At 59.9% G+C, this 24,422-nt stretch carries 26 protein-coding genes; 15 read left to right on the top strand and 11 right to left on the bottom strand.

The features are described from left to right. Positions 1 to 23: 23 nt before the first annotated feature. On the bottom strand, positions 24 to 503 hold the full coding sequence (locus AAFN47_RS07050) for a cupin domain-containing protein (RefSeq protein WP_499808498.1): 480 nt from the start codon (positions 501 to 503) through the stop codon (positions 24 to 26). 155 nt (positions 504 to 658) lie between these two features. On the opposite strand from AAFN47_RS07050, the gene AAFN47_RS07045 reads away from it, so the two are divergent. After that, positions 659 to 1,879, top strand: coding sequence for a HupE/UreJ family protein (locus AAFN47_RS07045; RefSeq protein WP_499808497.1), 1,221 nt, complete (start codon positions 659 to 661; stop codon positions 1,877 to 1,879). A 56-nt stretch (positions 1,880 to 1,935) separates the two neighbouring features. On the opposite strand, the gene AAFN47_RS07040 is transcribed toward AAFN47_RS07045, so the two are convergent. After that, complete coding sequence (locus AAFN47_RS07040; protein ID WP_499808496.1) at positions 1,936 to 2,463, bottom strand: YHS domain-containing (seleno)protein; 528 nt, start codon at positions 2,461 to 2,463, stop codon at positions 1,936 to 1,938. A gap of 201 nt (positions 2,464 to 2,664) precedes the next feature. On the opposite strand from AAFN47_RS07040, the gene ggt reads away from it, so the two are divergent. The 6 genes from ggt to AAFN47_RS07010 all read left to right on the top strand — a co-directional run bounded on the left by ggt (position 2,665) and on the right by AAFN47_RS07010 (position 10,028). After that, complete coding sequence (gene ggt, locus AAFN47_RS07035) at positions 2,665 to 4,260, top strand: gamma-glutamyltransferase (protein WP_499808495.1); 1,596 nt, start codon at positions 2,665 to 2,667, stop codon at positions 4,258 to 4,260. Between the two features lie 82 nt (positions 4,261 to 4,342). Beyond that, positions 4,343 to 5,719 carry a hypothetical protein gene (locus AAFN47_RS07030; RefSeq protein ID WP_499808494.1) on the top strand — a complete coding sequence of 459 codons (1,377 nt, stop codon included), beginning with the start codon at positions 4,343 to 4,345 and terminating at the stop codon, positions 5,717 to 5,719. Between the two features lie 185 nt (positions 5,720 to 5,904). Then, the gene (locus AAFN47_RS07025; RefSeq protein ID WP_499808493.1) at positions 5,905 to 7,017 is read left to right on the top strand and encodes a calcium:cation antiporter; all 1,113 of its coding nucleotides are present in this window, start codon (positions 5,905 to 5,907) and stop codon (positions 7,015 to 7,017) included. A gap of 231 nt (positions 7,018 to 7,248) precedes the next feature. After that, positions 7,249 to 7,818: an invasion associated locus B family protein gene (locus tag AAFN47_RS07020; protein WP_499808492.1), complete on the top strand. Its 570-nt coding sequence runs from the start codon at positions 7,249 to 7,251 to the stop codon at positions 7,816 to 7,818. A gap of 108 nt (positions 7,819 to 7,926) precedes the next feature. Continuing rightward, entirely contained in the window at positions 7,927 to 8,667 is a 741-nt protein-coding gene (locus AAFN47_RS07015; RefSeq protein WP_499808491.1) for a SpoIIAA family protein, read from the top strand. Positions 8,668 to 8,825: 158 nt separating this feature from the next. After that, on the top strand, positions 8,826 to 10,028 hold the full coding sequence (locus AAFN47_RS07010) for an alpha-D-ribose 1-methylphosphonate 5-triphosphate diphosphatase (protein WP_499808490.1): 1,203 nt from the start codon (positions 8,826 to 8,828) through the stop codon (positions 10,026 to 10,028). 28 nt (positions 10,029 to 10,056) lie between these two features. Here the strand turns inward: AAFN47_RS07010 and AAFN47_RS07005 are convergent, their stop codons facing one another. Continuing rightward, positions 10,057 to 11,358: an NAD(P)/FAD-dependent oxidoreductase gene (locus AAFN47_RS07005; RefSeq protein ID WP_499808489.1), complete on the bottom strand. Its 1,302-nt coding sequence runs from the start codon at positions 11,356 to 11,358 to the stop codon at positions 10,057 to 10,059. 174 nt (positions 11,359 to 11,532) lie between these two features. Here AAFN47_RS07005 and AAFN47_RS07000 point away from each other — a divergent pair, with 174 nt between their 5' ends. The 3 genes from AAFN47_RS07000 to AAFN47_RS06990 all read left to right on the top strand — a co-directional run bounded on the left by AAFN47_RS07000 (position 11,533) and on the right by AAFN47_RS06990 (position 14,279). Further along, entirely contained in the window at positions 11,533 to 12,363 is an 831-nt protein-coding gene (locus AAFN47_RS07000; RefSeq protein ID WP_499808488.1) for an SDR family oxidoreductase, read from the top strand. Between the two features lie 88 nt (positions 12,364 to 12,451). Then, positions 12,452 to 13,483: a phosphotransferase family protein gene (locus AAFN47_RS06995; RefSeq protein ID WP_499808487.1), complete on the top strand. Its 1,032-nt coding sequence runs from the start codon at positions 12,452 to 12,454 to the stop codon at positions 13,481 to 13,483. Position 13,484: 1 nt separating this feature from the next. Continuing rightward, complete coding sequence (locus AAFN47_RS06990) at positions 13,485 to 14,279, top strand: SDR family NAD(P)-dependent oxidoreductase (protein ID WP_499808486.1); 795 nt, start codon at positions 13,485 to 13,487, stop codon at positions 14,277 to 14,279. A 45-nt stretch (positions 14,280 to 14,324) separates the two neighbouring features. On the opposite strand, the gene AAFN47_RS06985 is transcribed toward AAFN47_RS06990, so the two are convergent. After that, positions 14,325 to 15,281: a nucleoside hydrolase gene (locus tag AAFN47_RS06985; protein ID WP_499808485.1), complete on the bottom strand. Its 957-nt coding sequence runs from the start codon at positions 15,279 to 15,281 to the stop codon at positions 14,325 to 14,327. A 162-nt stretch (positions 15,282 to 15,443) separates the two neighbouring features. On the opposite strand from AAFN47_RS06985, the gene AAFN47_RS06980 reads away from it, so the two are divergent. Next, positions 15,444 to 15,899: a GNAT family N-acetyltransferase gene (locus AAFN47_RS06980; RefSeq protein WP_499808484.1), complete on the top strand. Its 456-nt coding sequence runs from the start codon at positions 15,444 to 15,446 to the stop codon at positions 15,897 to 15,899. 6 nt (positions 15,900 to 15,905) lie between these two features. Here the strand turns inward: AAFN47_RS06980 and AAFN47_RS06975 are convergent, their stop codons facing one another. The 7 genes from AAFN47_RS06975 to AAFN47_RS06945 form a co-directional block, all read right to left on the bottom strand. Continuing rightward, a complete protein-coding gene (locus AAFN47_RS06975; protein ID WP_258571153.1) occupies positions 15,906 to 16,247 on the bottom strand; it encodes an ArsR/SmtB family transcription factor in 342 nt (113 codons plus the stop codon). Continuing rightward, positions 16,231 to 17,019, bottom strand: a complete 789-nt coding sequence (locus AAFN47_RS06970) for a HugZ family pyridoxamine 5'-phosphate oxidase (RefSeq protein ID WP_499808483.1) — start codon at positions 17,017 to 17,019, stop codon at positions 16,231 to 16,233. Before AAFN47_RS06970 ends, AAFN47_RS06975 begins: the two co-directional genes overlap by 17 nt. 3 nt (positions 17,020 to 17,022) lie before the next feature. Continuing rightward, positions 17,023 to 18,048, bottom strand: a complete 1,026-nt coding sequence (locus AAFN47_RS06965; protein WP_499808482.1) for a CaiB/BaiF CoA transferase family protein — start codon at positions 18,046 to 18,048, stop codon at positions 17,023 to 17,025. A gap of 1 nt (position 18,049) precedes the next feature. Then, positions 18,050 to 18,811 (bottom strand): SDR family NAD(P)-dependent oxidoreductase, encoded by a 762-nt coding sequence (locus AAFN47_RS06960; protein ID WP_499808481.1) that lies wholly within the window; start codon positions 18,809 to 18,811, stop codon positions 18,050 to 18,052. 84 nt (positions 18,812 to 18,895) lie between these two features. Then, complete coding sequence (gene choV / locus AAFN47_RS06955) at positions 18,896 to 19,957, bottom strand: choline ABC transporter ATP-binding protein (protein WP_499808480.1); 1,062 nt, start codon at positions 19,955 to 19,957, stop codon at positions 18,896 to 18,898. Next, entirely contained in the window at positions 19,954 to 20,790 is an 837-nt protein-coding gene (gene choW, locus AAFN47_RS06950; RefSeq protein WP_499808479.1) for a choline ABC transporter permease subunit, read from the bottom strand. Before choW ends, choV begins: the two co-directional genes overlap by 4 nt. Before the next feature lie 179 nt (positions 20,791 to 20,969). Further along, positions 20,970 to 21,878 (bottom strand): choline ABC transporter substrate-binding protein, encoded by a 909-nt coding sequence (locus tag AAFN47_RS06945; protein ID WP_499808694.1) that lies wholly within the window; start codon positions 21,876 to 21,878, stop codon positions 20,970 to 20,972. 189 nt (positions 21,879 to 22,067) lie between these two features. Here AAFN47_RS06945 and betI point away from each other — a divergent pair, with 189 nt between their 5' ends. From betI to AAFN47_RS06925, 4 genes are all read left to right on the top strand, one after another. After that, positions 22,068 to 22,640 (top strand): choline-binding transcriptional repressor BetI, encoded by a 573-nt coding sequence (gene betI / locus AAFN47_RS06940; RefSeq protein WP_499808478.1) that lies wholly within the window; start codon positions 22,068 to 22,070, stop codon positions 22,638 to 22,640. An 86-nt stretch (positions 22,641 to 22,726) separates the two neighbouring features. Continuing rightward, positions 22,727 to 23,308: a thymidine kinase gene (locus AAFN47_RS06935; RefSeq protein ID WP_499808477.1), complete on the top strand. Its 582-nt coding sequence runs from the start codon at positions 22,727 to 22,729 to the stop codon at positions 23,306 to 23,308. Positions 23,309 to 23,398: 90 nt separating this feature from the next. Beyond that, positions 23,399 to 23,788 (top strand): c-type cytochrome, encoded by a 390-nt coding sequence (locus AAFN47_RS06930; RefSeq protein ID WP_499808476.1) that lies wholly within the window; start codon positions 23,399 to 23,401, stop codon positions 23,786 to 23,788. A gap of 17 nt (positions 23,789 to 23,805) precedes the next feature. After that, on the top strand, positions 23,806 to 24,420 hold the full coding sequence (locus tag AAFN47_RS06925; RefSeq protein ID WP_499808475.1) for an HAD family hydrolase: 615 nt from the start codon (positions 23,806 to 23,808) through the stop codon (positions 24,418 to 24,420). The last annotated feature ends 2 nt before the right edge of the window (positions 24,421 to 24,422 follow it).

The following is a 24,422-nucleotide window of genomic DNA, read 5'->3' as shown; positions in this document are numbered from 1 at the left end:
ATATATTTGTCCGGCGCGTGCGATCAATCAGCCGGCTCTTCGACCGGTTTCGTCTTGACGCCGTTCTCGCTCGACATGAAAACCGCCAGAATTCTCATGACGCCCGTACCGGTATTGACGCCGTTATGCGGGTGGTTGAGCGCTTCCATAAGGGTGTCGCCCACCTTGTAGGTTTTCTTGCCCTCGGCGCCGTAATCGACGGTCAGTTCGCCTTCGAGCACATATCCAAACAGCGGAACTTCGTGAATGTGCCACCCCGTTTCCTCGCCCGGCAACATCGTCACGATCACTGCGGTCACTTCGGCAGGGCTGTCCTGCGGATAGACAAAGGTCTGACCGATGATCGTTTCGCCGGTTTCCAGCAATGGTTCAAGGCGCTTGTATTCCAGCGCCGCTGCCTGCGAGGCGACGAGGAGACACAGGCTGATGCCTGAAATCAGCGCCATTGCGCCATGGTTAAACTGGCGGCTGGAAATCCGACGAAAATTCCAGATGCTGAGCATTGTTAAAGTATCCTTTTGATCAACAGATATCGACAGCTCTACCGTTTACAGGCTCGCCGGTGCAATGTGAACGCGCAATCGGCCAGTCGATGTGGATAGATCCGCTTCACTGAGAGCGTCATGGGGCGTACAGTTCCGCGACACAAGGCGGGTTCATGAAACTCATCATCGCGATAGCCACGCTGTTGGCCGTCTGTCTTCCTGCAAAGGCGCATTTTTCGGAAGATGTGCGGAGCCGGACGATTCTTGTCGCTGTCGAGGATAACAGAACGGTCGCCTATGTGCAGATTCCTGCGCCGCTCGTGTTCGCCGATCTCATTGTCAGGTGGCAACGGACGGGAGAGCCCCTGACGTCTTCCCTGCTTGTTATGGAGCAGACAGGCGCCACGCAATACTACAGACTGGCGTCCGAGGCTGTGGCGGACAGCCGGGAGGAACTCGCCCGTCGCGTCGAGCGCTCCCTGATATGGCGGCACGCCGGGGGAGACCTGTCCCCGCGCGTGACGGCCATGCGGCTGATTGACCGAACCCAGCACAGGGACTTTTCACGTCCTTCAGACATCGAAGAGCAACTCGCTCTCGCTGGCGCAGAAGGCGACCCGCTTTTCGGAGAAGCTCTTGTCGAGGCGAGGATTGTCCTTTCACAAGAGCCGCTGTCCGGCACAATCGATGTGCGGTCCGGTTTTCCGGCCATACGTCTGGACCCCATCATGACAATGGAAAACGTCATCATCGATGCGCGGCAGACGTCTCCGGTCGCCTATGTCAAGGCCGGTCAACTGGTGGGCGGCGTTGCGATCAACGGCAGCCGGCTTTACGCCTTCAGGACATTTCTGTTGCAGGGTGTACGGCATATCGCGGAAGGCCCCGACCATGTTCTGCTCGTCGTGGCGATCGCCCTGGCGGTTGGCGTGACCTGGAATCTCTTCTGGATGGTGAGCGCCTTTACGGTCGGTCACTCGATCACGCTGATTGCATCGTTCTCCGGTCTCACGCCGCAATGGTTCTGGTTCATTCCCGCCGTGGAAACGGCGATAGCCGTCTCCGTTCTCTATGCAGCTATTTCCGCGCTGGCGGGCAGGGCGGGCTCACCATGGGTGTTTGGCCTCATCGGCCTGTTGCACGGCCTCGGGTTCTCGTTTGTGCTGACAGACATACTTGGGCCTTCGTCGCCACACCTCACGCTGTCGCTGGTCGCCTTCAACATCGGCATAGAACTTGGCCAGATCACCATTCTGGCAATCGTTCTGGCCACCGTCGCCCTGCTTTTCGAACTAACCCCCAAATCCGTACAGATGGCGCGTCTTTCGGTTCTGCTGTTCATCGCAGCGGTGTCCGGCTGGTGGATCGCCCTGCGCGTCGCCAGTCCGGTCTGATGTTCAGTCTTACGTCCGCCGGAAGGACCAGCCCTCCGTCGAACGCCTGATGATTGCTAGTTGGAAACCGGGCCGATCGGACCGTCATATTGTGGAATTTCCGCTTCCGAGGCGGGTGAACTCTCGATGCCGCTCCAGTTTGACTGGGCGAGGGACAGGTTGCCGGAAATATCATCTTCCCAGAAACCGACCACGGGCTTCGTAATGTTGAGATAGAGCTTGCTGTCGACGATCCGCCACAGGTTGGGATTGGCTGGCACCTTGCCGCCCTTGGAAACGCCATAAGCGCAATGACCGTCATATTGCGGCGCGTACATGCCCGGATCGGCGACAAAACGGTCCCGGTTGTCGGCAGACGAGAAAGCCCAAGTGGCTCCGTTGTACTCCGCCGTATAGGCTGAATTGCCGCGCACGGCTTCCGGCTGCGGTTTGCCGACCTCGGACTGCTCCATGTCGAAATAGGCCACGACGTCGAAACCAGAGGCGGCGTAGCCGCTGCTGTCGACATATTGCTGGCCTGCAAACGCCAGCGTTGCGCTTCCCGCGACAAAGGCGGTCGCGAGGAACAAGGAACGAATTGACATGATTTATCTCCCGGTTGGAATTTCTACCGTTACGATACGCATCGGCGGAATTTCCCGCCACTCACGGCTATACACACTCGCGTTAGGGCTGCGTGACGGCGAGTTGATCCGGCGTGAGCGTCAACTTCAGGCTGGTCATTCGTTTGCAATTCGCGATAGGAAAGACAAGTCCAGTTCTTGCCCGTTTTCCGGAGGTCAGCGTTGAGAGATTTGTCACTTCCCGGTCGTTCCCCGGTCGTCGCGACCGGCGGGATGGCCGCGACGTCTCATCCGCTGTCTACACAAACTGCGATACAGGTGTTGTTGCGGGGCGGCAACGCCATGGACGCGGCGATCGCAGCCTGCGCCGTCCAGTGCGTGGTCGAGCCGGGCTCGACCGGCATCGGAGGCGACTGCTTCTGTCTCTATGCGCCGCAGGGCTCTGTTGACCCGATCGCCTTTAACGGGTCGGGCCGCGCGCCGATGGCCGCGGAACATTCGTGGTTCCGGGAGCAGGGGATCGCCCGGATACCGCAGCGCTCGCCGCACGCGGTGACGACGCCCGGCGCAGTCGACGCCTGGTCGCAATTGTGCCGCGATCACGGTTCGATGAAACTTGGCGAATTGCTGAAACCCGCCATCTTCTACGCGGAGAACGGTTACCCGATTTCCTCGCGTGTTCATTCCGATTTCGCGGCCGCGGAGGCGTTTCTGGCGGATGACTCGTCAACGGCTGACATTTTCCTCAACAACGGGCAAATTCCCGAACTTGGCGGTGTTCACAAGCAGCCGAGGCTGGCGCGGTCGCTACGCGCGATCGGGGAGGAAGGCCGCGACGTCTTCTATTCCGGATGGATCGCGGAGGATATTGTCGGGTATCTTCAGTCACTTGGCGGTTTGCACTCGCTTGCCGATTTCGCCGAGACGCGGGGCGACTATGTCACGCCGATATCTTCCGAATTCAGAGGCGATACTGTCTATCAGTGCCCTCCCGCAGGCCAGGGCGTCACGGCGCTGATGTTGCTCAATCTCATGTCGGAGGCCGAGGTTGATGCGGCGGGTCCTATTTCCGTCGAACGGATACATACGGAACTGGAAGCGTGCCGGTTGGCCTACAGGGTTCGCAACATCTATGTAGGCGATCCGGATTTTTCCGAGATACCGGTCGAGGCCTTGCTGTCGCGGAACGCGGCGCACGAACTCTATGCGTCGATCAACCGGTTCCGGGCCACGCCGCCCCCAAGGGAGCTGGAATTGCCGAACCATCGCGATACGGTCTACATCACCGTTGTCGACAGGCAACGCAACGTCTGCAGTTTCATTAACTCGCTTTTCAGCAGTTTCGGAAGCGGCCTTGTTGCGCCGCGTTCCGGCGTGCTTCTGCACAATCGCGGCACGGGATTCAGTCTGGCCGAAGGGCATCCCAATTGCGTTGCTCCGCGCAAGCGGCCGCTGCATACGCTGATTCCCGGCATGATCGCACGCGACGGCAAGGCTGTGATGTCCTACGGCGTAATGGGCGGTCACTACCAGGCTTTCGGACATATGCAGTTTCTTACGCGCTATTATGACTATGGATACGACCTGCAGGAGGCGATGGACCTGCCGCGCTTCATGGTCAATCCTGCGACAGGCGCCGTCGAAATGGAAAAAGCGGTCCCAGCCGCGATCCGCGAGAGACTCATTGCCCGCGGCCACCGCATCGAAACGGCGGCGCGCCCGATCGGGGGCGCGCAGGCGATCCATATAGACTGGCGAAACAATGTGCTGACTGGCGCGTCCGACCCGCGAAAAGATGGCTGCGCCATTGGCTACTGACCCGAACGCCGCCTCCACGCCCCCATCCAACGGCGGCGGTCGCCTCAGCGCCTTGATTGCAACTTGCTGTGGCCTGCTTTGCATGGCCGCGATATGGAGCGTATTCGAACCCTCATGGTCGGCGAAGCTGGCAGGCGGCGTGCTTTTCGTCATTTTTTGCGTGGTTTGCCAGTCATATTTCCACTTGAGAGAACGGGCGCTGCTGGCGATAGCCGCGCTGGTGACGGCGATTGCGCTCTGGGGCGCCGACGCCGACGGCATACAACACGTCGTCGACGATCTGTCCCGGGCCGCCTATCTCGCCGCCTTCATGATGCTGCTGACGAGCCTGCGCGCCGGCGCCAACTCGTCGTCCTCGGTTCTGGCGATTGGCTCCTACCTCACCAGCCAACCGCCTGGCAGACGCTACATCGCACTGCATCTTGGCGGACATTTCATGGGCGTGCTTTTGAACTTCGGAGCGATCAGCCTTCTCGGCCCGCTGATCAAGCGCGGCGTGGATGCAGCGTCCGTCACTACGCCTCAATTATCGGAAATCCGTTTGCGGCGACAGATCAGCGCGCTGAGCAGGGGGTTTTCCTGGTTCAACGTATGGGCGCCGACGGCGATCGCCCAGGCCGTCGTCATTACTACCGTGCCGGGAGCAAACGCTTTGGTCATTGCGATCGCCGGCGTACTGATGGCGATCGTCCTGCTTGGGGTCGGTTGGGGGGAAGACCGCCTGACCGGTCACCGGGCGCGCCAGAAACTCGTGCGCGAGGGCGTGCCGATACCCGCCGTTCCGCCACCCGATTTCCCTCATGCGGCGATCGGACGCTTTCTGGGCGTCAGCGCGGCGCTGGTGGGCCTGGCCTGGCTGATCAGGCACGCAAGCGGCATACCGCTCGTCTCGGGGATCATGATAGCGGCGGCTCCCGTTTCTGTCGTCTGGCTGTTTGTCCAGTATCTTGAAAATCCCGCCCATCCCTGGCCAGTATTCGTCAGCCGCGCGCGAGGCGTCTTCACGCAATCCATACCGGCAGGCAGCCCCGAGGCCGCCACACTCGGACTGGCGGGTTTCATCGGCATTCTCGGCGCCTCGCTCGTCGACCATTCCTGGCTTTCGGAATCGACATTCATGAATGGCGTCAACCCGCTGCTTGTTTACATTTTGGTTGCAGCCATTATTCCACTGGCCTCCTGTATCGGCCTGCCGCCGATGATGGCGGTCACGTTTGTCGGCGGGATTCTCGTCGGTATGCCGGGGCTCGGTCTGGAGCCTTCCGTGCTCGGCCTTTCGCTGCTGATCGGCTGGGGACTGAACCTGACCGGCTCTCCGTTCAGCGCGTCTTCCCTGGTGCTCTACCGGGTGACCGGTATTCCCGGGACCGTGCACTCCTGGCGCTGGAACGGCGTGTTCACGATCCTGTCCTGGATGGTTGCGTCAATCGTCATACTCATCGTTAGCGCGGTCGTATGACGAAGCCTGCCGCTATTTTGCGGTGGCAGGCAAAGAACAACACACTTCTATGCGCTGAATTCAGACATTTTCTTCAGCGTATTAGCTACAATGCCGTCTTATCCGCTCCGCATGGTTTGCAAATCGCAGAAAGTGTGGCAGTCAGAAATCCGCAATCGTCTTTTTGCCTTTATTGGAAGCCTTTTATGTTCAAGCATGTACGGAAGGAAACACCACTTTTACTAGGCGTCGTACTGGCGATCCTGCTCTATGGTCCGGCGGCTTATCTGTTCGGCGACACGTTCAGTCTGCCGACCTTTCTTGTGCTGTTCGTTCTGTTGTTCTGCGTGATGATGGCTATGTCCTTCTCCGCGGTTCGGCATGCGGATCATCTTGCCGATCTGCTTGGGGAACCGCTCGGCACGCTAATCCTGACGATCGCCGTCATTACGATTGAAGTCGCCCTGATATCGTCCATCATGCTGAGCGGCGACGCCGCGCCGACGCTTGCCAGGGACACCATGATGGCGGTGCTCATGATCGTCATGAACGGCGTCGTCGGGGTGGTGCTCCTGGTCGGCGGATTTCATCATCGCGAGCAGGAGTTCAACCTGCGCGGCGCCAATGCGTTTTTGACCGTGCTGGTGACGCTTGCGAGCATGTCATTGATCCTGCCGAAGTTCACGGTTTCGACGTCCGACGCCAGTCTGAACAACACGCAGTCGGAACTGTTCGCCGTCATCACTATCGTGTTGTACGCCACCTTTCTGGCCATGCAGACCCGACGGCACCGCTCGTTTTTCGTTCAGCCGCTTGCTGAAGACGCCTCCGAGGGTGATGTCAAGCATCATTCACATGGCGAAGCGAACTCGATCCTGTTTCATGCAGTCCTGCTGGTCGGAATTCTCGTGCCAATCGTGCTGCTGTCGAAGAAAATGGCGCTGCTCGCCAATTTTGCGGTGGGAACATGGCAGTTGCCGGCCGCCCTTGGCGGCGTGCTGATCGCCAGCCTGGTTCTCGCGCCGGAGGCGCTGGCGGCCTTCCATTCAGCGCGGGAGAACTACCTTCAGCGCGCGGTGAATATCTGCCTCGGTTCGGCGCTGGCGACGATTGGGCTTACGGTTCCGGCCGCGCTCGCGATTTCGGTGTTCATCAATCAGCCTATTCAACTCGGCCTCACCAACACCGATCTCACCCTGCTTCTGCTCACCATGTTCGTTAGCGCGCTGACCTTCGGAGGCGGAAGGACCAACATGTTGCAGGGGGCGGTTCATCTTGTGATCTTCGTCGTCTACGTCGTTTTGATCTTCGACCCATGATCCTGGCTTGAGGAACTGCGGAACGGATATGGCGGCGCGGTTGCAGGCGGATCGATTTCCCGTCATCGGGTGCTTCCATCGAAACGCGAAACGCTCTAATGGTTGCGTGGAAGCCGACGACTGTCGGATATGAGTCCCACCGGTCGTAATTCAGTTTGCCGGATCGGTCGGGACCAAGGGATGTCCGGGTAAGGCCGTCTGTCGACAGGCGGTAAAGGGGAGATTGATATTGTGCCTTACATAAACATTTTGAAAGCTGGATGCGTGTTTCTGATTGCGGCGGCTGTGACGCCGCTCGCAACCGCGCATGCCCGCGACGAAATCCTTCTGGCGCAGGCCACCACGAACAAGACGCCGAGAAACGGGCAGGAAGCGCCGGCCGCAACCGGCGGCAATTGGATCGTCAATTGCTCCGGCAGCGGCGCATCATCGGAAATGCGGTGCGAGATGTTCCAGCAGGTGCTCCTGAAGGACACCAATCAGCGGATTCTGCGTTTCACGATCCTGCCGCAACCGAATTCCGATCAGGATCTTATCAGCCTGGCGATGCCGCACGGTCTGGTGCTTCAGAACCCGCTGCGGCTGCAAGTCGACGACAACCAGCCGATCCCGTTGCCCTACACGCACAGCGACGGTTCCGGGGTTTATGCAAACGCCATCCTCAAGCCGGAGTGGCTTGACTCTTTCAAAAGAGGTAACGAGCTCAAGGTCATTTTCGATACGGTCGAAGGCAAGACGATCACAATCAATCTGTCTCTGCAGGGCTTCACTTCCGCCAGCCAGAAATATGCGTCGTTCTGACCGCGCTTGAAAGACGCGCCGGGGGTTGTCCTGCGCTCTGAATTCGACCAAGTTGGCGGCAGCCCGGCGACATGAAAGTCGCCAGCGACGCCGGAGGAGGTTGTCTCTATGCTCAATATCGCAGTTGACAGCGGGAATAACGTCATTGTCGCAGAACCGCAGGGATCGCTGACCGCGGAAGACTTCGAAGGACTCTCAGCGTGCATCGACCAGTTTATCAACGAGAAAGACGTTGTGCCCGCGCTGGTCTTGAATGCGAAGGAGTTTCCGATCTGGAAAGATCTGGATTCTCTCATGGCGCACCTCAAACTCGTGCGCGAGCACGAGAAGATCCTGCCGAAAGTGGCGATCGTCAGCGACAACACGGTTCTTTCCGTCATGCCGTCGATCGTCAATCATTTCGTCGGGGCGCGTATTCGACATTTCAGGAGCGACGCCCTGAATGAGGCTCTCGACTGGGCCTCCGTAATTGATCCGCCGGGACATTCCTTTCGGTTGATGGAAGGCATGCCTGACGATGTGGTCGCCTGCGAAGTCGTCGGAAAACTGACCTCGAAGGACTATATCGATTTCATGTATCCGCTGATCGAGCAGAAACTGAAGACGCACGAGCGGCTGAAGTTTCTCGTGGTCATGGACGAGGATTTCGAAGGCGCGACTGCTACAGCCATCTGGGACGACACCCGACTCGGATTCAGCCATTTTCATTCCTTCTCAAAGATCGCTCTGGTGACGGATATCGGATGGTTGCGCAACAGCGCCAGGCTGTTTGCTCCATTGATGCCGGGGCAGGTTCATCTCTTCGAGCGGCGGGATCTCGACGGAGCCATTGCCTGGATCAAGGCGTAGCGGCGACAATCGATCATGCGCAGGAAATTGACGCGGGCGGACTGAACAATCGTCTGCCGCCCGTTGGTAAACTGTCACAAAGATCGGGTAGGGGACTTTCTTTTCGATCTTTCGCGAACGTCGCCGTAGCGGGTTCCACCCCTGTTCCTGGGTTCATCATGACCGATACAGCATACGCCAGCGCGGAAGGGTCCGTTCCGCAATCCATCGACGTGACGGGCGCGCGGGCGCTTGTCGAAGGGCGTTTCGAAGAAATCGTTATTCGCGTCGAGGCGGGGCGCATTGCTGAAATTTCCGGATCAGAAGGCGGAGGCGGACGTGCGCGGCTGGACGGTCGGGGCCTCTTGCTGCTTCCCGGGATCGTCGATATTCACGGCGATGCTTTCGAGCGATCCCTGATGCCGCGTCCCGGCGTGCGGTTTCCGCCGGAACTGGCCTTTGACGAGGCCGACCGGCTGATGGCCGGTTTCGGCATAACCACCGCAATGCATGGCGTGACTTATTCGTGGGAGCCGGGTCTGCGGGGAAGGGACACGTTCCTTGCGCTCGCTGAAACGTTGCGCGCCCGGCGAAGCCGCCTGCGGTGCGACACGCATATGCATTTGCGCTTTGAAGTGCAGAACCATGACGGTCTGGAAGATGTGGCGCCGCTGATCGCGGACGGTTCGTTTGGCGTCGTGGCCTTCAACGACCACCTTGCGGACACGCGCCGTGACTTGGAAACCCCGGACAAACTTGCCCGTCACGCCGGGCGCGCCGGATTGTCGGTGGACGCGTTTCGCAAGCTGGTGGACAGGATTGCGCAACGCGACGCCGAGACGCAGGCGACGATTGGAGCGCTCGCCTCCATGGCGAACGCCGCCGGCGTTCCGCTGCTCAGTCACGATGATCCCGATAAAGAGACGCGGGCCCAATACCGGGCGCTTGGCGCGTACACTGCGGAATTCCCGCTTTCAGGCGACGTTGCCGCCGCCGCCCGCGCGCATGGCGAACACGTCGTAATGGGCGGACCGAACGTATTGCGCGGCGCAAGCCACAAGATTGGCAATCCCTCGGCCGCGGACCTCGTTGCCGACAAATTGTGCAGCGTGCTCTCCTCCGACTACTACTATCCGGCGCCGCTGCACGCTGCTTTCCTTCTTGCCGCCGATGGAATCTTGCCGCTGGAGCAAGCCTGGGATCTCGTGTCGGCCAATCCCGCCGACGCGCTCGGAATGAAGGATCGCGGCCAGATCGAAATTGGCCGCCGCGCCGACCTTTTGCTTGTCGATCCGGGATCCGACGGAGCGCCTTTCCCCGATGTCGTCGCGACCCTTGTCGAGGGACGCCAGGTCTTTCGGTCTGACGTGAGACGATCCTGACGTCACCGACGATCGAATTGGGGGGGAGTCAGATCTTGTCGCGGAGGCTGTAATAGAGCATGGCGAGGACCAGCAGGGGCTGGCGCAGGCCGGTTCCTCCCGGGAACGCCGCGTTGGGAATCGATTCCATCAGGTCGAACCGCCTCGTCGATCCGTTAATCGCTTCGGCGAGCAGTTTGCCGCACAACGTCGCCATGCCGATCCCGTGTCCGGAGTAGCCAGACGCCGACATGATATTGGGCTCCACCTGGGTGATATGCGGCAAACGGTTGAAGGTGATGCCGAGAGTCCCGCCCCAGCCGTAGTCGATGCGCACGTCCTCCAGCTGCGGATAGACCCTGAGCATGTAACGACGGACATAGGATTTGATGTCGCTCGGGAAGCGGTAGCCATAGGTTTCGCCGCCTCCGAAAAGAAGCCTGTTGTCGGGCGACAGCCGGAAATAGTTGATGACATTCCTGGAATCGGCGACCGCCGCATTGTTGGCGATCAGCGATTGCGCCAACGCTGCATCCATCGGCTCTGTGGCGATGATGTAATTGTTGATCGGCAGGACGCGGGCCGACACGGCCTCTTCCAGTTCGCCGATATAGCCGTTGCAGGCGTAGACGAGATGGTTGGCTTTCACCATCGCCTTTTCCGTCATGATCGCCGGCTTCGGGCCGTTTTCGACCGCCGTGACCCGGCTGTTTTCAAAAATGCGCGCGCCGGCGGATTTGGCGGCTCGCGCCAGACCGAGCGCAAAGTTCAGCGGATGCAGATGTCCTGCGCCGGAATCCAGAACGCCGCCGTGATAGGCGTCCGTTTGCATGATTTTGCTGAGTTCCGACTTGTCGATGAAGCGGATCTGCTCGTAGCCGTAGTCATTCTGAAGCTTTTCGGCATAGGCTCTGCTGGATTCGACAAAACGCTGCCGGTGATCGACGTACATGATGCCGCTGTGATAGCCGCACTCTATCTTGTGGTCGGCTATGAGTTTGTGGACGAGCGCTTTCGATTCCTCTCCGAGCCGCCAGAGCGCCTGCGCCTTCTCGACGCCGAACATCGTTTCCAGTTGGTCCTGGTCAACGCGTTGTCCTGAGCCCAACTGACCGCCGTTGCGACCGGACGCGCCCCAGCCGACGCGGTTCGCCTCCAGAAGGATCACGTCCAGTCCCGACTGGGCAAGGTGAAGCGCCGCCGACAGGCCGGTATAGCCGCCGCCGATGATGCAGACGTCGCATTGCTCGTTCTGTTCAAGTTCCGGCAGATCCGGTTCGGCGTGGGCCGTTGCGTGGTAGTAGCTGTCGGGATAGGCGCCCGGGACGTCATTTTCGGAAAGAAGGTCCAAACTATTCCTTTCGTATCGACCGATCGCAGAGATGATTGTTCATACACCATCCGGCCAGCTTGGGTCATCATCCCAGAATAGTGGTGGAATGGAGAATCAAGCCCACCGTATGGGTTTACATTCGTCGAGCGGCATGGAACATACTACTCAGTATGTTGCATCGGGGAGGATGTCATGGACTATCTGCAGGAATTGTTTTCGGTCACGGGCAAGAAAGCCCTGGTGACTGGCGGCGCGACAGGTATTGGCCGCATGGTTGCGACGGCGCTCGTCAAGGGTGGGGCATCGGTCATGATCGCATCGCGCAAGGCCGAGGCCTGCGAGTCGGTGGCAAGCGAACTCAACGCCATGGACGCTCCCGGATCGGCTGAAGGCTTCGCCGGAGACGTTGCAACGGAAGAGGGCATTCTGGCCCTGGCCGACGCTGTGCGATCGCGCACGGACGCGCTCGACATTCTCGTCAACAATGCGGGCACGACATGGGGCGAGCCACTCGGCACCTTTCCGCATCATGCCTGGGGTCGTGTGCTGGGCGTCAATGTGGCGGGGCTCTTTACCCTGACGCGGGAACTGCTTCCCCTGCTCGAAAAGGCGGGTAACGACGAAGACCCGGCGCGCGTCATCAATCTCGGCTCCGTGATGGGGACACAACCACTCGCTGAAGGCGCCTACTCCTATTCCGCCTCGAAAGCCGCCGTCCATCATCTGACGCGCATTCTTTCAAGCGAACTCGCCGGGCGGCGCATCACGGTCAATGCGTTTGCGCCAGGTCCGTTCCAGAGCAATATGACGGCGTTCGCCACCGGGACCGACAAGAAGGTCGACATTGTCTCCAAAGGCGTTCCAATCGGACGGATCGGATCTCCGGACGACATTGCCGCTGCGACGCTTTATCTGTGCAGCAAGGGCGGTTCCTACATCACCGGAGCGATCCTGCCGATAGACGGCGGTCTTTCCGTCCACCATGGGAAGGGCCTGTTTGCAGAAGCCGCCCAAAGCGGCTGACGGATTTTCCGTAAAGGACTATAAGCGTATAGAGCATCCTGTCCGTTGAAGGAGAGGTTTCCGAAGCGCGGATTTGGGAGGATTGCGCATGACGAAGACGAACGACATTGCTCTCGAGCCTCTCGGTTCGGAACTCGAGGCCGGCGTCCCCGGCTTTTCGGGTCTGACGGAAATCGAGAAGTTCAACACGGGGCAGTCCAATCCGACCTATCTGCTGACGGCGGCGAGCGGCAAGTATGTATTGCGAGCAAAACCTCCGGGGAAACTGCTCAAATCGGCGCATCAGGTTGACCGGGAATTCCGCGTCATGAAGGCGCTGAAAGGCAGCGGCGTGCCGGTGCCTGAGATGTTCTACCTGTCGGAGGAGGACTCCTCTATCGGCCGGATGTTCTTCGTCATGAAATACCTCGAAGGCAGAATATTCTGGCAGCCGGACTTGCCCGAAGTCGACGTGGCGGGTCGTTTCCCGATTTACGACGCGATGAACGCAGCCCTGGCGGCGTTGCACGACGTCGACGTGGACGCCGTCGGACTTCGCGATTTCGGCAAACCAGGCAGTTATTTCGAGCGTCAGCTCGATCGCTGGACCAAGCAATACAGGGCGAGCGAAACCCAGCCGATCGAGGACATGAACGTGCTGATCGAATGGCTTGAACGCCATTTGCCCACTGATGACGGACAGGTTTCGCTGGTGCACGGAGACTACCGGATCGACAACATGATCTTCGATCCCGAGGCGCCGAAAATACTCGCCATCCTGGACTGGGAACTGTCGACACTTGGTCATCCCCTGGCGGATCTGGCCTATCAGTGCATGCAGTGGAGACTGCCGCACAAGAGCGGTTTTCGCGGTCTCGGCGGCCTCGACCGGGCCGCCATCGGCCTTCCGACCGAAAGGGAGTATGTCGAGGCCTATTGCGGACGGCGTAGTATTGGCGAAATCAACAATTGGCCGTTCTATCTGGCGTTCTCGTTTTTCCGACTCGGCGCCATTCTGCAAGGCGTGCTGAAACGGGCCCTCGACGGGAATGCTTCAAATCCGGAGCGCGCAAAGCAGATGGGAACGGCGGTGCCGGTCCTTGCTGCGATGGCAGTGGACATCACACGGGAAGGAGACTGACGTGAGCAGACTATTCGAAGGGGCGACAGTTTTGATAACCGGCGCAGGCGGTGGTTTCGGCAGCGCGGCGGCGCGTCGCTACGCGGCCGAAGGCGCGAATCTGGTCCTCTCGGACTACAAGGCGCAGGCGCTGCAAACGACGGTTGATCAAGTCAATCAGGAAACCGGCGCCGAGATCGCGTTTCTAGCCGGCGATGTCGCAGACGAGGGCCTGTCGGAACAGTTGGTTTCGCTGGCGCTTGAGCGGTTTGGACGGCTTGACGTCGCCCTCAACAATGCGGGCATCGTCCAGGATGGATTTACAAAACTTCCGAAAATCGGCTCCGAGGAGGCGCGCCACGTCATCGACGTCGATCTGATGGGCGTGTTCTACGCCCTCAAACATCAGCTTCCCGCGATGGAAAACCAGTTCAGGACAACCGGCCAGGGCGGCGTCATCGTCAATGTCGCTTCCGTCGCCGGGGTCACCGGCGCATCCGGTCTTTCAGTCTACGCGGCCGCAAAGCACGGCGTGGTCGGCCTGACCCGTTCGGTCGCACAGGAATATGCGCGCCTTGGCGTGCGCATCAATGCGGTCTGTCCGTCCTTTGCGCGCACGCCAATGGCGACGAGCCAGCTTGGCCAGAATGTGCGCGGCAAGGTGCTCACGGAGGAGCAGATGGTCAGAGGGATACCGATGGCCCGGCTCGCCGAGGTGGACGAAGTCGTCGAAGTCTTCGTCTTTGCGTCTTCGCCGCACAACAGCTTCATGACGGGACAGACCCTACATGTGGATGGCGGTCTGACCGGTTATTGAAACCAACCAGTTGCGACTTTCTGCAACTCTGTCAGCTTTGCGTCTTCAGTGTTCCTTCAGCCCGACGATGGTGCTGAAGTAATCGGCGGTGAAGAAGCCAGGGTCGATCTCGACAAGCGCTGTGTGTTGCGGCCGTTTTATCCACATCGAATCGACCGATCGCCGACCGGTTGGCTGGAACAGCGTTTGCCCGATGCCGGGTCCCTGGGTCGTGACGGCCATGGAGCCGCGCTGCTGACGGTAGACGCCGGGTATGGTGAGCCAGGACAAGGCCATAACGTCATGCGGAATACATCCTTCAATGCCGCTGTGGCTGCGGTAGAAGCGGGTGTAGAACTGCGCCATGTCGGCGAGCAGTCCTCCGACCCGTGAATTCGCGCTTCGCAGATCGGCGAAGAATGAAGGCGACAGGACCACCGGCGTCGTCACGTCCAGCGGCGCCAGAACAAGCGGCCAGTCCGCCGCGAACACGGCGTCGGCGGCATGCGGATCATTCCAAATGTTCGCCTCCGCCACGGGCGAAACGTTGCCAGGGCGATAGACGGCTCCACCCATCACCACCACAGACTTGACGCGCTGCGTGATCGTCGGGTCGAGTTCCAGCGCCTTTGCCAGATTGGTGAGCGGTCCAACCGCGCAGATGTTGACTTCGCCCGGCATTTTGCGGGTGATCTCAACGAGGTATTCGGCGGCGCTTTGATCGACGGCGCGTCTTTTGGGCGCGTCCAGGTCGATATCTCCGAGGCCGTTATGGCCGTGCACATAGTAGGAATGGGGATTGGGATTGATTTCCAACGGTCGGGATTCGCCCTGGGCGACGTCGGCGTCGTGACCGAAGAAATCGAGGAGGCACAAGGCGTTGCGCGTTGCTTCCGCGGCGGAGACGTTGCCGAAGATCGTGGTCAGTCCCAAAAGGTTGATTTCCGGATGCGCGACCGCATAGGCAATGGCCATTGTATCGTCGATACCCGGGTCGGTATCGATAACTAGCTTGTGTTTCATGGTGCGGATCCCTCGTGTCCCGAAGAAAAGAGAGACCGGTAGTGGCCGATCTTGATTGCAAGGTCAACACCTTCCGAAAGGCCGGAAGCCGCTGGCAGGCTTTAACCGCCGCCCTTTTTGAAATAACACTGAGCTGATGCATCAAGGAGGCCGCCGCCGATCATGAACTCGAACCTCGTCATCCGCCCTCTGCAGCCGTCCGACGAGCATGAATGGCGACGGTTGTGGACGGCCTATCTGGAGTTTTACGAAACGTCAGTGGGAGAGGACGTCTACCGATCGTCTTTCGATCGCATGCTGGCGGGCAATGCGGGCGCGCCGAATGAGTATCGCGGGCTGATCGCCGAGCTTGACGGCAAACCGGTGGGGATCGCGCATTTCCTGTTTCACAGGCATGGCTGGCGCATCGAGAATGTCTGTTACCTTCAGGACCTTTATGCAGATCCGGAGGCAAGGGGACAAGGCGTCGGTCGCGCGCTGATCGAAGCCGTGTATAGCGCTGCAGACGCTGAAGGGTGCCCGTCGGTCTACTGGACGACTCAGGATTTTAATACCCAGGCGCGCAAGCTCTACGACCGGATTGGAACACTTACTCCGTTCATCAAGTATCAGCGCTGATTTGGGTCAGGCCGGCTCAAGCACCGGCGCGCAATAGAGCGCATAGAGTGTTTCGAGAACTGCGCTGACCTCGTGGGAGGCAATTGAATAGTAGATCGTCTGCGCTTCGCGACGCGTTTTCACGAGATCAAGCGCGCGGAGTTTCGCCAGATGCTGGGAAAGCGCCGACTGGCTGAGATTGACGTTTTCGGCCAGCGCATTCACCGACATTTCACCCTTTACAAGATTGCACAGTACGAGAAGCCGGTTTGCGTTCGCCATGGCGCCGAGCAGGCAGGCCGCCCTTTCGGCGTTCTCCTCCAGTTTCTCCGTGTCGAGGGTCATTTCGTCTTCAATTACTGCCGTCATGTTCACGTTGGTTATCCATCGTCTTCCTCGCCTTCTGGGCGAGCGTCACCAATTCCGGCCTCAGTTGGGCCGCGGTCGTCAAAATTGGGTTGAATTCTACACGACTGACGCGCTCAGAGCGAATCATATCAAACCCCGCTGCATCGACCGTCGCCAATTTCCAGCCGTTGCCACTTTCTCCGGCGAGCGCTTTGGCGTAAAGATCGACGGCGTCCGGGTGGTCTTCGTTCATATGCTCGACTGCTCGTTCTTCCATCCCGGCGAGTTCTTCGTTGGCAGGCGAATCGATGCGGATGTCCTCGGGCGCAAGCCGGTAAGCCTTGCCGAAGCCGCCATTCAGGCTGGCTGAAAGCGGCTCCAGCCGAAAGAACAGGAAATCTGCGAAATCGGCGTAGAGCGCCGATTTGGGATGGCGTCTGAGAAAACGGCTACGAACGGAAGCGTGACGGGGATCGTCTCGGTCGATCCTGACAGCAGAACAGACAAGGCTGATGCGGGGATAGGCCAGCGGATCGCCCTTGCCGGGCTCACCGACGAGCAGGCTCGAACGCGGATCGGAGAGCAAGCCGGACGTGTGCTCCGACAGGCGGGACACGAGGATCACCGGAACGCCGTCGCAGGCGGTCGCGACAGCCACACGGCTGGCGAAAGGGGCGCCTGTGTCGGCGTGCAAAACCGCAAGCGCGCCGAAGCGTGCGGTGCGGACAAGCCGCGTCGCCAGCGCGCGCGCCTGCTCGTCCGTTTCGAGAATCGTCGCCTTTGTCTCCGCCATTGCCTAACTCTTGAATTTCGGCGCGGATCCCGGCATCACGCCGCCCTGATATGTAAAACTGTTTCGCGCCTGGTTGTGCGGGTGGGACGCTGCCTCCTCGGGTGAAAGAACGGGCGTCACGCAGGCGTCGATCCCGGTAAAGATCGCTTCCCATTCGTCCCGCTGCCTTTGTGCGAATGTATCGCCCAGAAGCCGCCTCAGTTCGTCCCAGCGGGTTTGGTCGTATTGCGCCGTCTTCCATTCTGTGTCGAGAGCGAGCGTATCAACGAGATTTGCGAAGAACTGCGGCTCGAGCGGCGCCACGGCGACGAATTTCGCGTCGGCGGTTTCATAGCAATCGTAGAAGGGGCAGCCGCTGTCGAGCAGGTTTTCGCCGCGCTTTTCGACATTCCACAAGCCGGAGGCGATAAACGAGAAGACCGGGGCGGCGAGTAGCGCCGAACCTTCGACCATGGCCGCGTCGATAACCTGTCCCCGGCCGGTGCGGACACGCTCGAAGAGCGCCGCCAGCACTCCGGTGACCAGCATCATCGTACCGCCGGCGTAATCGCCGACGAGATTGAGCGGCGGCGTAGGGGGGGCGTTCTTGCGGCCGATGAGGGAGAGCACGCCCGACATGGCGATGTAATTCAGATCGTGTCCAGCGGTCGCGGACATCGGTCCGTCCTGACCGTATCCTGTCATGCGAGCGTAGATCAGGCCCGGATTGACCTTATGCGCAGACTCGGGGCCAAGGCCAAGCCGCTCCATGACGCCTGGTCGAAAGCCTTCCACCAGCACGTCGGCCGCCGCGATGAGGCGCATCGCCTCGTCATGTCCGTCCGGCGATTTGAGGTCGATCTCGCGGATCTCCCGCAACAGAATATCGGGGTTGGTTTCAGGATTCAGCTTTATAAAGGTCGCAGCGCGCCTGGCCGCTTCGATGCGCGTGACCTGGGCGCCCATGCCGGCCAGAAGATAACAGGCGAACGGGGCGGGCCCGAGGCCCGCCATCTCGACGATTTTGATGCCGTCGAGCGGTCCCATCATGTCACTTGGGCGCCAGGCGAATGGCTCCGTCCAGACGGATCGTTTCGCCGTTCAGCATGGTGTTTTCCAGAATATGCATGACCAGACTGGCGTAATCTTCCGGCGTGCCGAGGCGCGAGGGGAAGGGCACGGCCGCCGCAAGGCTGTCGCGGATTTCCTGAGTCATGCCCATCAGCATCGGCGTGCCAAAGATGCCGGGGGCGATCGTCATGACGCGGATTCCGAAGCGGGCGAGTTCGCGCGCTGCCGGAAGGGTCATGGAATGGATACCGCCCTTGGACGCGGAATAGGCCGCCTGGCCGATCTGGCCATCGAAGGCGGCGACGGAAGCCGTCGAGATGATCACCGCGCGCTCGTTGTCGTCAAGCGGGTCCAGCTTTGAAGCGCGATCGGCGACCAGTCGCATCAGATTGAAGGAGCCGATCAGATTGACGTTGATCACCCGGGAAAACAATTCGAGGTCGTGCGGACCTTCACGGCCGACAATGCGGCCGGCGTTGGCGATGCCCGCGCAATTGATGAGAATACGCGCATCGCCATGCGCCTCGGCGGCTTTGGCGACCGCTTCCTCGGCGCTCGATCCGCTTGCAACATCGCAGGTCAAGGCGATCCCGCCGATTTCGTCAGCGACGGATTTGGCCTGTTCCGCATTGATGTCGAGCACGGCAACCTTGGCGCCGGCGGCGGCAAGTGCGCGCGCAGTTCCGGCGCCGAGACCCGATCCGCCTCCCGTGACAATGGCGGCCTGTCCTTCTGTTTTCATCTCGAATTTCTCCCTTTGAATTCCGTGGCCCGGGTGCGGCGTGATTGTTGGTTTAAAGCCACCTGTTAGCCGGCTGCAGGATGGCTACTCGGTGGCAGATTGGCGATGACGGGTCAAGCCCTTCACAATGTCTTGCGAGGTTATCGAACCAATGATGCGGCCGTTGCTGACGATCCCCACGGCGCCGGGTTTGGCGGCAATCGAATCCAGAATGTCGACCAGCGGCGTATCCGGAGCCGCCGTCGCCGAAAAGCTGTCCTTCGACGCTGCTTCGCTGATACCCTTAGCCATGACGTCGGAGGCAATCAGCATGGTGAGCGGGTTCATGTTGGCGACGAAATCCGCGACATATTCGTTGGCGGGGTTCTGGACGATTTCCTGCGGCGTGCCACATTGCACAATCCGGCCGCCTTCCATAATGGCGATGCGATTGCCGATCCGGAAAGCCTCGTCGAGATCGTGACTGACGAAAATGATGGTCTTTTGCAACTGCGCCTGGAGCTGCAGCAGTTCATCCTGCAGACGCGTGCGGATCAAAGGATCGAGCGCCGAGAAGGGCTCGTCCATGAGCAGGATGGGCGCGCCCGTCGCAAAGGCTCGTGCAAGCCCTACGCGCTGCTGCATGCCGCCTGAAAGTTCGTTGACCTTGCGATCCGCCCATTGCGAGAGCCCGACGAGGTCGAGCTGCTCGCGCACCCTGGTCTTGCGTTCCTCGGTTGAAACGCCTGCGAGCTCCAGTCCGAATCCGACATTGTCCTCAACCGTGCGCCAGGGCAGGAGCCCGAACTGCTGAAAGACCATGGCGACGCGGTTGGTTCTCAGCTTCCGCAGTTCTTTCGCCGAACACTGTTGCGGGTTGACGAAACCGGACCCGCTGTCGATCAGCGTCTGTCCGCGCGCGACCGGGTTGAGGCCGTTGACGGCGCGAAGGAGCGTCGATTTGCCTGAGCCGGACAATCCCATGAGGACGATTATCTCGCCTTCCATGACATCGAGTTCAGCGTCGGCGACGCCGAGGATCTGTCCGGTCGCCTCCTGAATGGCGTCCCGGCTTTCGCCCCGGTCTATCAGCGGCAGAGCCGACCCCGGATTGTCGCCGAAGACGATGTCGACATGCTCGAACCGAACCACCGGATCGCCAATCATTTGCCGTCTCCCGCTCTGAGAACCCGGTCCAGCACGATGGCAATGACGACGATGACGAAGCCCGCCTCGAAGCCGAGAGCGGTGTTGACGGAGTTCAGGGCGCGGACGACCGGAACGCCCAACCCGTCGGCGCCGACCAGGGCCGCGATCACGACCATGGAAAGCGACAGCATGATCGTCTGGGTAAGACCCGCCATGATTTGCGGCATGGCGTAGGGAAGTTCGACTTTCCAGAGCAACTGTCGCGGCGTCGCGCCGAACGCTTCGCCGGCCTCAAGCAGGGATTGCGGCGTCGAGGTGATTCCCAGATGCGTCAGGCGAATGGGCGCCGGCAGGACGAAGATCGCCGTGGCGATCAGACCCGGAACCATGCCGATGCCGAAGAAGATGATCGCCGGGATGAGATAGACGAAGCTCGGCAGCGTCTGCATCAGGTCCAGCACGGGACGCAGCGTTGCGTAGAGCTTTGGCCTGTGGGCGGCGGCGATGCCCACAGGCACGCCGATCACCATGCAAAGAATGCAGGCCGTCATGACGAGGGTCAGCGTTTCCGTGGTTTCCGTCCAGTACCCCTGGTTGACGACAAAGAGCAGGCTGAGAAGGACAAAGACGGTGATCGGCCACGACCTTCGAATGACGTGGGCGATCGCGGTCAAAGCCAGGATGACAAGAAGCGGCGGCGGGGTTTGCAGAACCCACATGATGGCGTCGATGACGGTTCCGAGAATTTCGGCCAGTCCGTCGAAAAACCAGTCGGCGTTTTCCGTGAGCCAGTCGACGACGGCCTTGGACCATTTGCCGATGGGAATCTTGTATTCCGTCAGCCATTCCATGACTGGTCCCCGCCTTTCCTGATGCTTCCCGTCACAATGGGATAGTGCCGGGCGCGCGTCACCATATCACTTTGTCGAAACGTTTCGAGAGAGTATTGCGGCGCGGTTCGAGCGCTTTGGCTGCAGACAATAAAAGTCCGCCCCGGAGGCGACGCCGGGGCGGAGTGATCAAATGTTCCTCAGAGGCCGAGGCTGGATTTGACGGCCGGCATGGCGTCGCCGCCGTCGAGCGTTGTAACGCCCTCGAGCCAGGGAGCGAGCGCGTCCGGATTGGCCTTCAGCCAGGCCTTGGCCGCATCCTGCGGATCTTCGCCGTCGTCGAGGATTGCGCCCATGATCTCGTTTTCCATGGCGAGCGAAAACTTGAGGTTCTTCAGGAACTGGCCGACATTCGGGCAGTCGTCGGTGTAGCCGGCGCGCACATTGGTATAGACGGTCGCGCCACCGAAGTCGGGTCCGAAAACGTCATCGCCGCCTGAAAGGTAGGTGAGGTCGAAGTTGGCGTTCATCGGATGCGGCGCCCAGCCGAGAAAAACGATCGGCTGATCGCGCTTCACGTCGCGCGCCACCTGGGCGAGCATGCCCTGCTCGGACGATTCGACGAGTTCGAAGTCCTTCAGGCCGAACGTATCGGACGAGATCATGTCGAGGATCAGGCGATTGCCGTCATTTCCAGGCTCGATGCCGTAGATCTTGCCGTCGAGCGCGTCCTTGTTTTCGGCGATCTTGCTGAAATCGTCGATGCCGAGCTTGGCGCCTGCTGCGTTGGTTGCGAGCGTGTATTTCGCGCCTTCGAGGTTCTCGCGAACCGTCTCGACCGATCCGTCTTCGCGATAGGGCGCGATGTCGGCTTCCATGGTCGGCATCCAGTTGCCAAGGAATACGTCGATATCGCCTTGCTTGAGCGCGGTATAGGTGACCGGCACGGAAAGAACCTTGACGTCTGCCTCGTAGCCAAGCGCTTCAAGAACACTGGTCGTGGCCGCCGTGGTCGCTGTGATGTCCGTCCAGCCGACGTCGGAGAAGTTTACCGTGCCGCAGCTTTCCGGATCCGCCGCCAGAGACGGGGCGGCGATGGCCGCGCTCATGGCGAAAGCGAGAATGGATGTTGTGATAATCTTCATGCGGGGCCCCTGTTTTTCTGTTTTACACTTCCCCGCCTATCGCGCCATAAACAGCGAGAATTTGCAAGCTTTATTGAATGTGCGTTCAAAATAAATCGCCTGCCGCGCGAAAAATGACGCATAATCGGTACGTTGACAAGTGAAAGGACGCAAATGCCGAAGGTGGGAATGGAGCCAATCAGGCGCAAGTCGCTGGTCGAGGCGGCGATTTCGGCGATCCACTCCAAGGGTTCGATTGACGTCACAATCCGCGAAATCGCCCAGCGCGCCGGTGTTTCGCAGGGGCTTGCCCACCACTATTTCAACAACAAGGAGGATCTGCTGCTGTCGGCGATGCGTCATTTGCTGGCGGAATACCGGCGCGAGGTGCGGGCGAAGCTCGAAGAGGCGACAACGCCTCATGAACGTGTAATTGCCATCATCCGGGCCAGTCTCGGTTCCGAACAGTTCCGGCCGGAGACAATATCGGTCTGGCTTGTGTTTTACGTTCACGCGCAGGAGTCGAACAAGGCGCACGCGCTACTGTCGATCTATTCGCGTCGTCTTCGATCGAACCTGATATACAATCTGAAACCGCTGATCGGCTCACGGTCAGGCGCTGTCTCCGAGGGCATGGCCTCGATGATCGACGGGCTCTATATCCGCAAGGCGCTCGGAAGCCTTCCCGCGGGCATGTCCGCTGCGAAACTGGTTGAAGACTATCTGGAAAGGCAGATTGGGCAGTAAGGCGGGGAAAACCGCTACTCGCTGCTTGCCGCATTGAGCGCGAATCCTATGGTGCGTCCGGACGAATTCGAACTTGGAATCGGGAATTGGCAAAGCTCTATTTCAGCTATTCGGCGATGAACGCCGGCAAATCGACGCTCCTGCTGCAGGCCTCCTACAATTACCGGGAACGCGGCATGCATACGCTGTTGTTCATCGCCGCCCTCGATGACCGGTCGGGTAAGGGCAGGATCGGTTCCCGCATCGGTCTCGAGTCGGATGCGATTCCGTTCACCACGCACGATGATCTTTTCGAGATGATCCGCCGACAACATGAAGAGACGCCGGCTGCCTGCATATTTGTCGATGAAGCGCAATTCATGAGCGAAGATCAGGTCTGGCAACTGGCGCGCGCCGTAGACGAGCTGGATATCCCGGCCATGACCTATGGACTGCGCACGGATTTTCAGGGTGAGCTTTTCCCCGGTTCCAGAGTGCTGCTCGCCATCGCCGATTCCCTCAGGGAAATCCGCACGATCTGCGAATGCGGGCGAAAGGCGACGATGGTTGTGCGTCTGGGCGCTGACGGCAAACCGCTTCGCGAGGGATCGCAGGTCGAAATCGGCGGCAACGAAAGATATGTTTCGCTCTGCCGCCTTCACTGGAAAGAGGCCATGGGGCGTTCATAGCATCGCGATGCGTCACCTTGTCATGCCCCGAGCCGGCAAATTGTGTATAAAATTCGCGTATTCGACGACCACAGCCCGGGGGACCAAGCCATGTTTTCAAAATTCCTCGCCACGATGGCCGTGTTCACGATATCCGCGACCGCGCCGGCGCTTGCCGACGGCGACCCGGTGGAGGGCGCCAAGGTTTTCAGAAAATGCAGGGCTTGTCATACGGTTGATCAGGAAAAGAACAGGGTCGGGCCGCATCTGGTCGGTATTGTTGGCCGTCCTGTCGCCAGCATTGACAGTTTCAAATATTCCGACGCGATGACTGAGTTCGGCGCCGACGGCAAGGTCTGGGACGAGCACACGCTCACCGTCTATCTTCGCAAACCCAGGGCGCTGGTCACGAAGACGACCATGGTCTTCGCCGGCTTCAAGAAGGACGACGATATCGAGAACCTGCTGGCTTATCTGTCCGATCCTTCCGCGGCGGAATGACAGGCAAGCTCTGCTTGATGCTCGATGTCGATGGGGTGATCGTCAATGGTCGCCCTGAAGACGGCCTGTCATGGGCAATCGACATCAAGAACGATCTGGGGGTGGATCCGGTCGGTCTGCAGAAGGCGTTCTTTGAGCCACACTGGCCCGACATCGTTATAGGCCGGAAGAACCTGCTTGATGTTCTCTCCGCCTGCCTGCCCGCGCTGGCGCCATCGATCAGTCCGCAAGAATTCATCGACTATTGGTTCGAAAAGGATTCCAAGCTCGACGTTTCGATGCTTGCTGATTGTGACGCGTTGCGTGCAAACGGCGCGACGATACTTCTTGCCAGCAATCAGGAGCATCTGAGAGCGAAGTATCTGATGGACCGTCTTGGTCTGGGCAAGCACGTGGACGGGATCATATATTCTGCGCAGATCGGCGCCAGAAAGCCCGACCGCGCGTTCTTCAACGCCGCCGTGAAGCGATGCAGCCGCTCACTGCAAGACATGGTTCTTGTGGACGACACGATCGCCAATGTGGAGGCGGCGCGCGCCGCCGGATGGCATGCGGCCCATTGGGAAAGCGGCTCGAGCCTGTCGCGCCTTGTCGAAGCAACGTTCGAAAAGGGAATGACGGAAGACAGATGACT

The sequence above is a fragment of the Hoeflea sp. CAU 1731 genome (genome assembly GCF_039888615.1).
GTDB lineage: Bacteria > Pseudomonadota > Alphaproteobacteria > Rhizobiales > Rhizobiaceae > Flavimaribacter.
This window is presented reverse-complemented; position numbering and strand designations above follow the sequence as displayed.

Excerpts from the sequence above, each read along its gene's own strand:
- AAFN47_RS07025 (WP_499808493.1), top strand. The coding sequence starts at position 5,905 with ATGTTCAAGCATGTACGGAAGGAAACACCACTTTTACTAGGCGTCGTA.
- AAFN47_RS06985 (WP_499808485.1), bottom strand. The coding sequence starts at position 15,281 with ATGAAACACAAGCTAGTTATCGATACCGACCCGGGTATCGACGATACA.
- AAFN47_RS07015 (WP_499808491.1), top strand. The coding sequence starts at position 7,927 with ATGCTCAATATCGCAGTTGACAGCGGGAATAACGTCATTGTCGCAGAA.
- AAFN47_RS07040 (WP_499808496.1), bottom strand. The coding sequence starts at position 2,463 with ATGTCAATTCGTTCCTTGTTCCTCGCGACCGCCTTTGTCGCGGGAAGC.
- AAFN47_RS06930 (WP_499808476.1), top strand. The coding sequence starts at position 23,399 with ATGTTTTCAAAATTCCTCGCCACGATGGCCGTGTTCACGATATCCGCG.
- AAFN47_RS06970 (WP_499808483.1), bottom strand. The coding sequence starts at position 17,019 with ATGGCGGAGACAAAGGCGACGATTCTCGAAACGGACGAGCAGGCGCGC.
- choW (WP_499808479.1), bottom strand. The coding sequence starts at position 20,790 with ATGGAATGGCTGACGGAATACAAGATTCCCATCGGCAAATGGTCCAAG.
- AAFN47_RS06925 (WP_499808475.1), top strand. The coding sequence starts at position 23,806 with ATGCTCGATGTCGATGGGGTGATCGTCAATGGTCGCCCTGAAGACGGC.
- AAFN47_RS07030 (WP_499808494.1), top strand. The coding sequence starts at position 4,343 with ATGGCCGCGATATGGAGCGTATTCGAACCCTCATGGTCGGCGAAGCTG.
- betI (WP_499808478.1), top strand. The coding sequence starts at position 22,068 with ATGCCGAAGGTGGGAATGGAGCCAATCAGGCGCAAGTCGCTGGTCGAG.
- AAFN47_RS06965 (WP_499808482.1), bottom strand. The coding sequence starts at position 18,048 with ATGATGGGACCGCTCGACGGCATCAAAATCGTCGAGATGGCGGGCCTC.
- AAFN47_RS07045 (WP_499808497.1), top strand. The coding sequence starts at position 659 with ATGAAACTCATCATCGCGATAGCCACGCTGTTGGCCGTCTGTCTTCCT.
- AAFN47_RS07000 (WP_499808488.1), top strand. The coding sequence starts at position 11,533 with ATGGACTATCTGCAGGAATTGTTTTCGGTCACGGGCAAGAAAGCCCTG.
- choV (WP_499808480.1), bottom strand. The coding sequence starts at position 19,957 with ATGATTGGCGATCCGGTGGTTCGGTTCGAGCATGTCGACATCGTCTTC.
- AAFN47_RS06960 (WP_499808481.1), bottom strand. The coding sequence starts at position 18,811 with ATGAAAACAGAAGGACAGGCCGCCATTGTCACGGGAGGCGGATCGGGT.
- AAFN47_RS07050 (WP_499808498.1), bottom strand. The coding sequence starts at position 503 with ATGCTCAGCATCTGGAATTTTCGTCGGATTTCCAGCCGCCAGTTTAAC.
- AAFN47_RS06980 (WP_499808484.1), top strand. The coding sequence starts at position 15,444 with ATGAACTCGAACCTCGTCATCCGCCCTCTGCAGCCGTCCGACGAGCAT.
- AAFN47_RS06945 (WP_499808694.1), bottom strand. The coding sequence starts at position 21,878 with ATGAGCGCGGCCATCGCCGCCCCGTCTCTGGCGGCGGATCCGGAAAGC.
- AAFN47_RS06975 (WP_258571153.1), bottom strand. The coding sequence starts at position 16,247 with ATGACGGCAGTAATTGAAGACGAAATGACCCTCGACACGGAGAAACTG.
- AAFN47_RS06995 (WP_499808487.1), top strand. The coding sequence starts at position 12,452 with ATGACGAAGACGAACGACATTGCTCTCGAGCCTCTCGGTTCGGAACTC.
- AAFN47_RS07010 (WP_499808490.1), top strand. The coding sequence starts at position 8,826 with ATGACCGATACAGCATACGCCAGCGCGGAAGGGTCCGTTCCGCAATCC.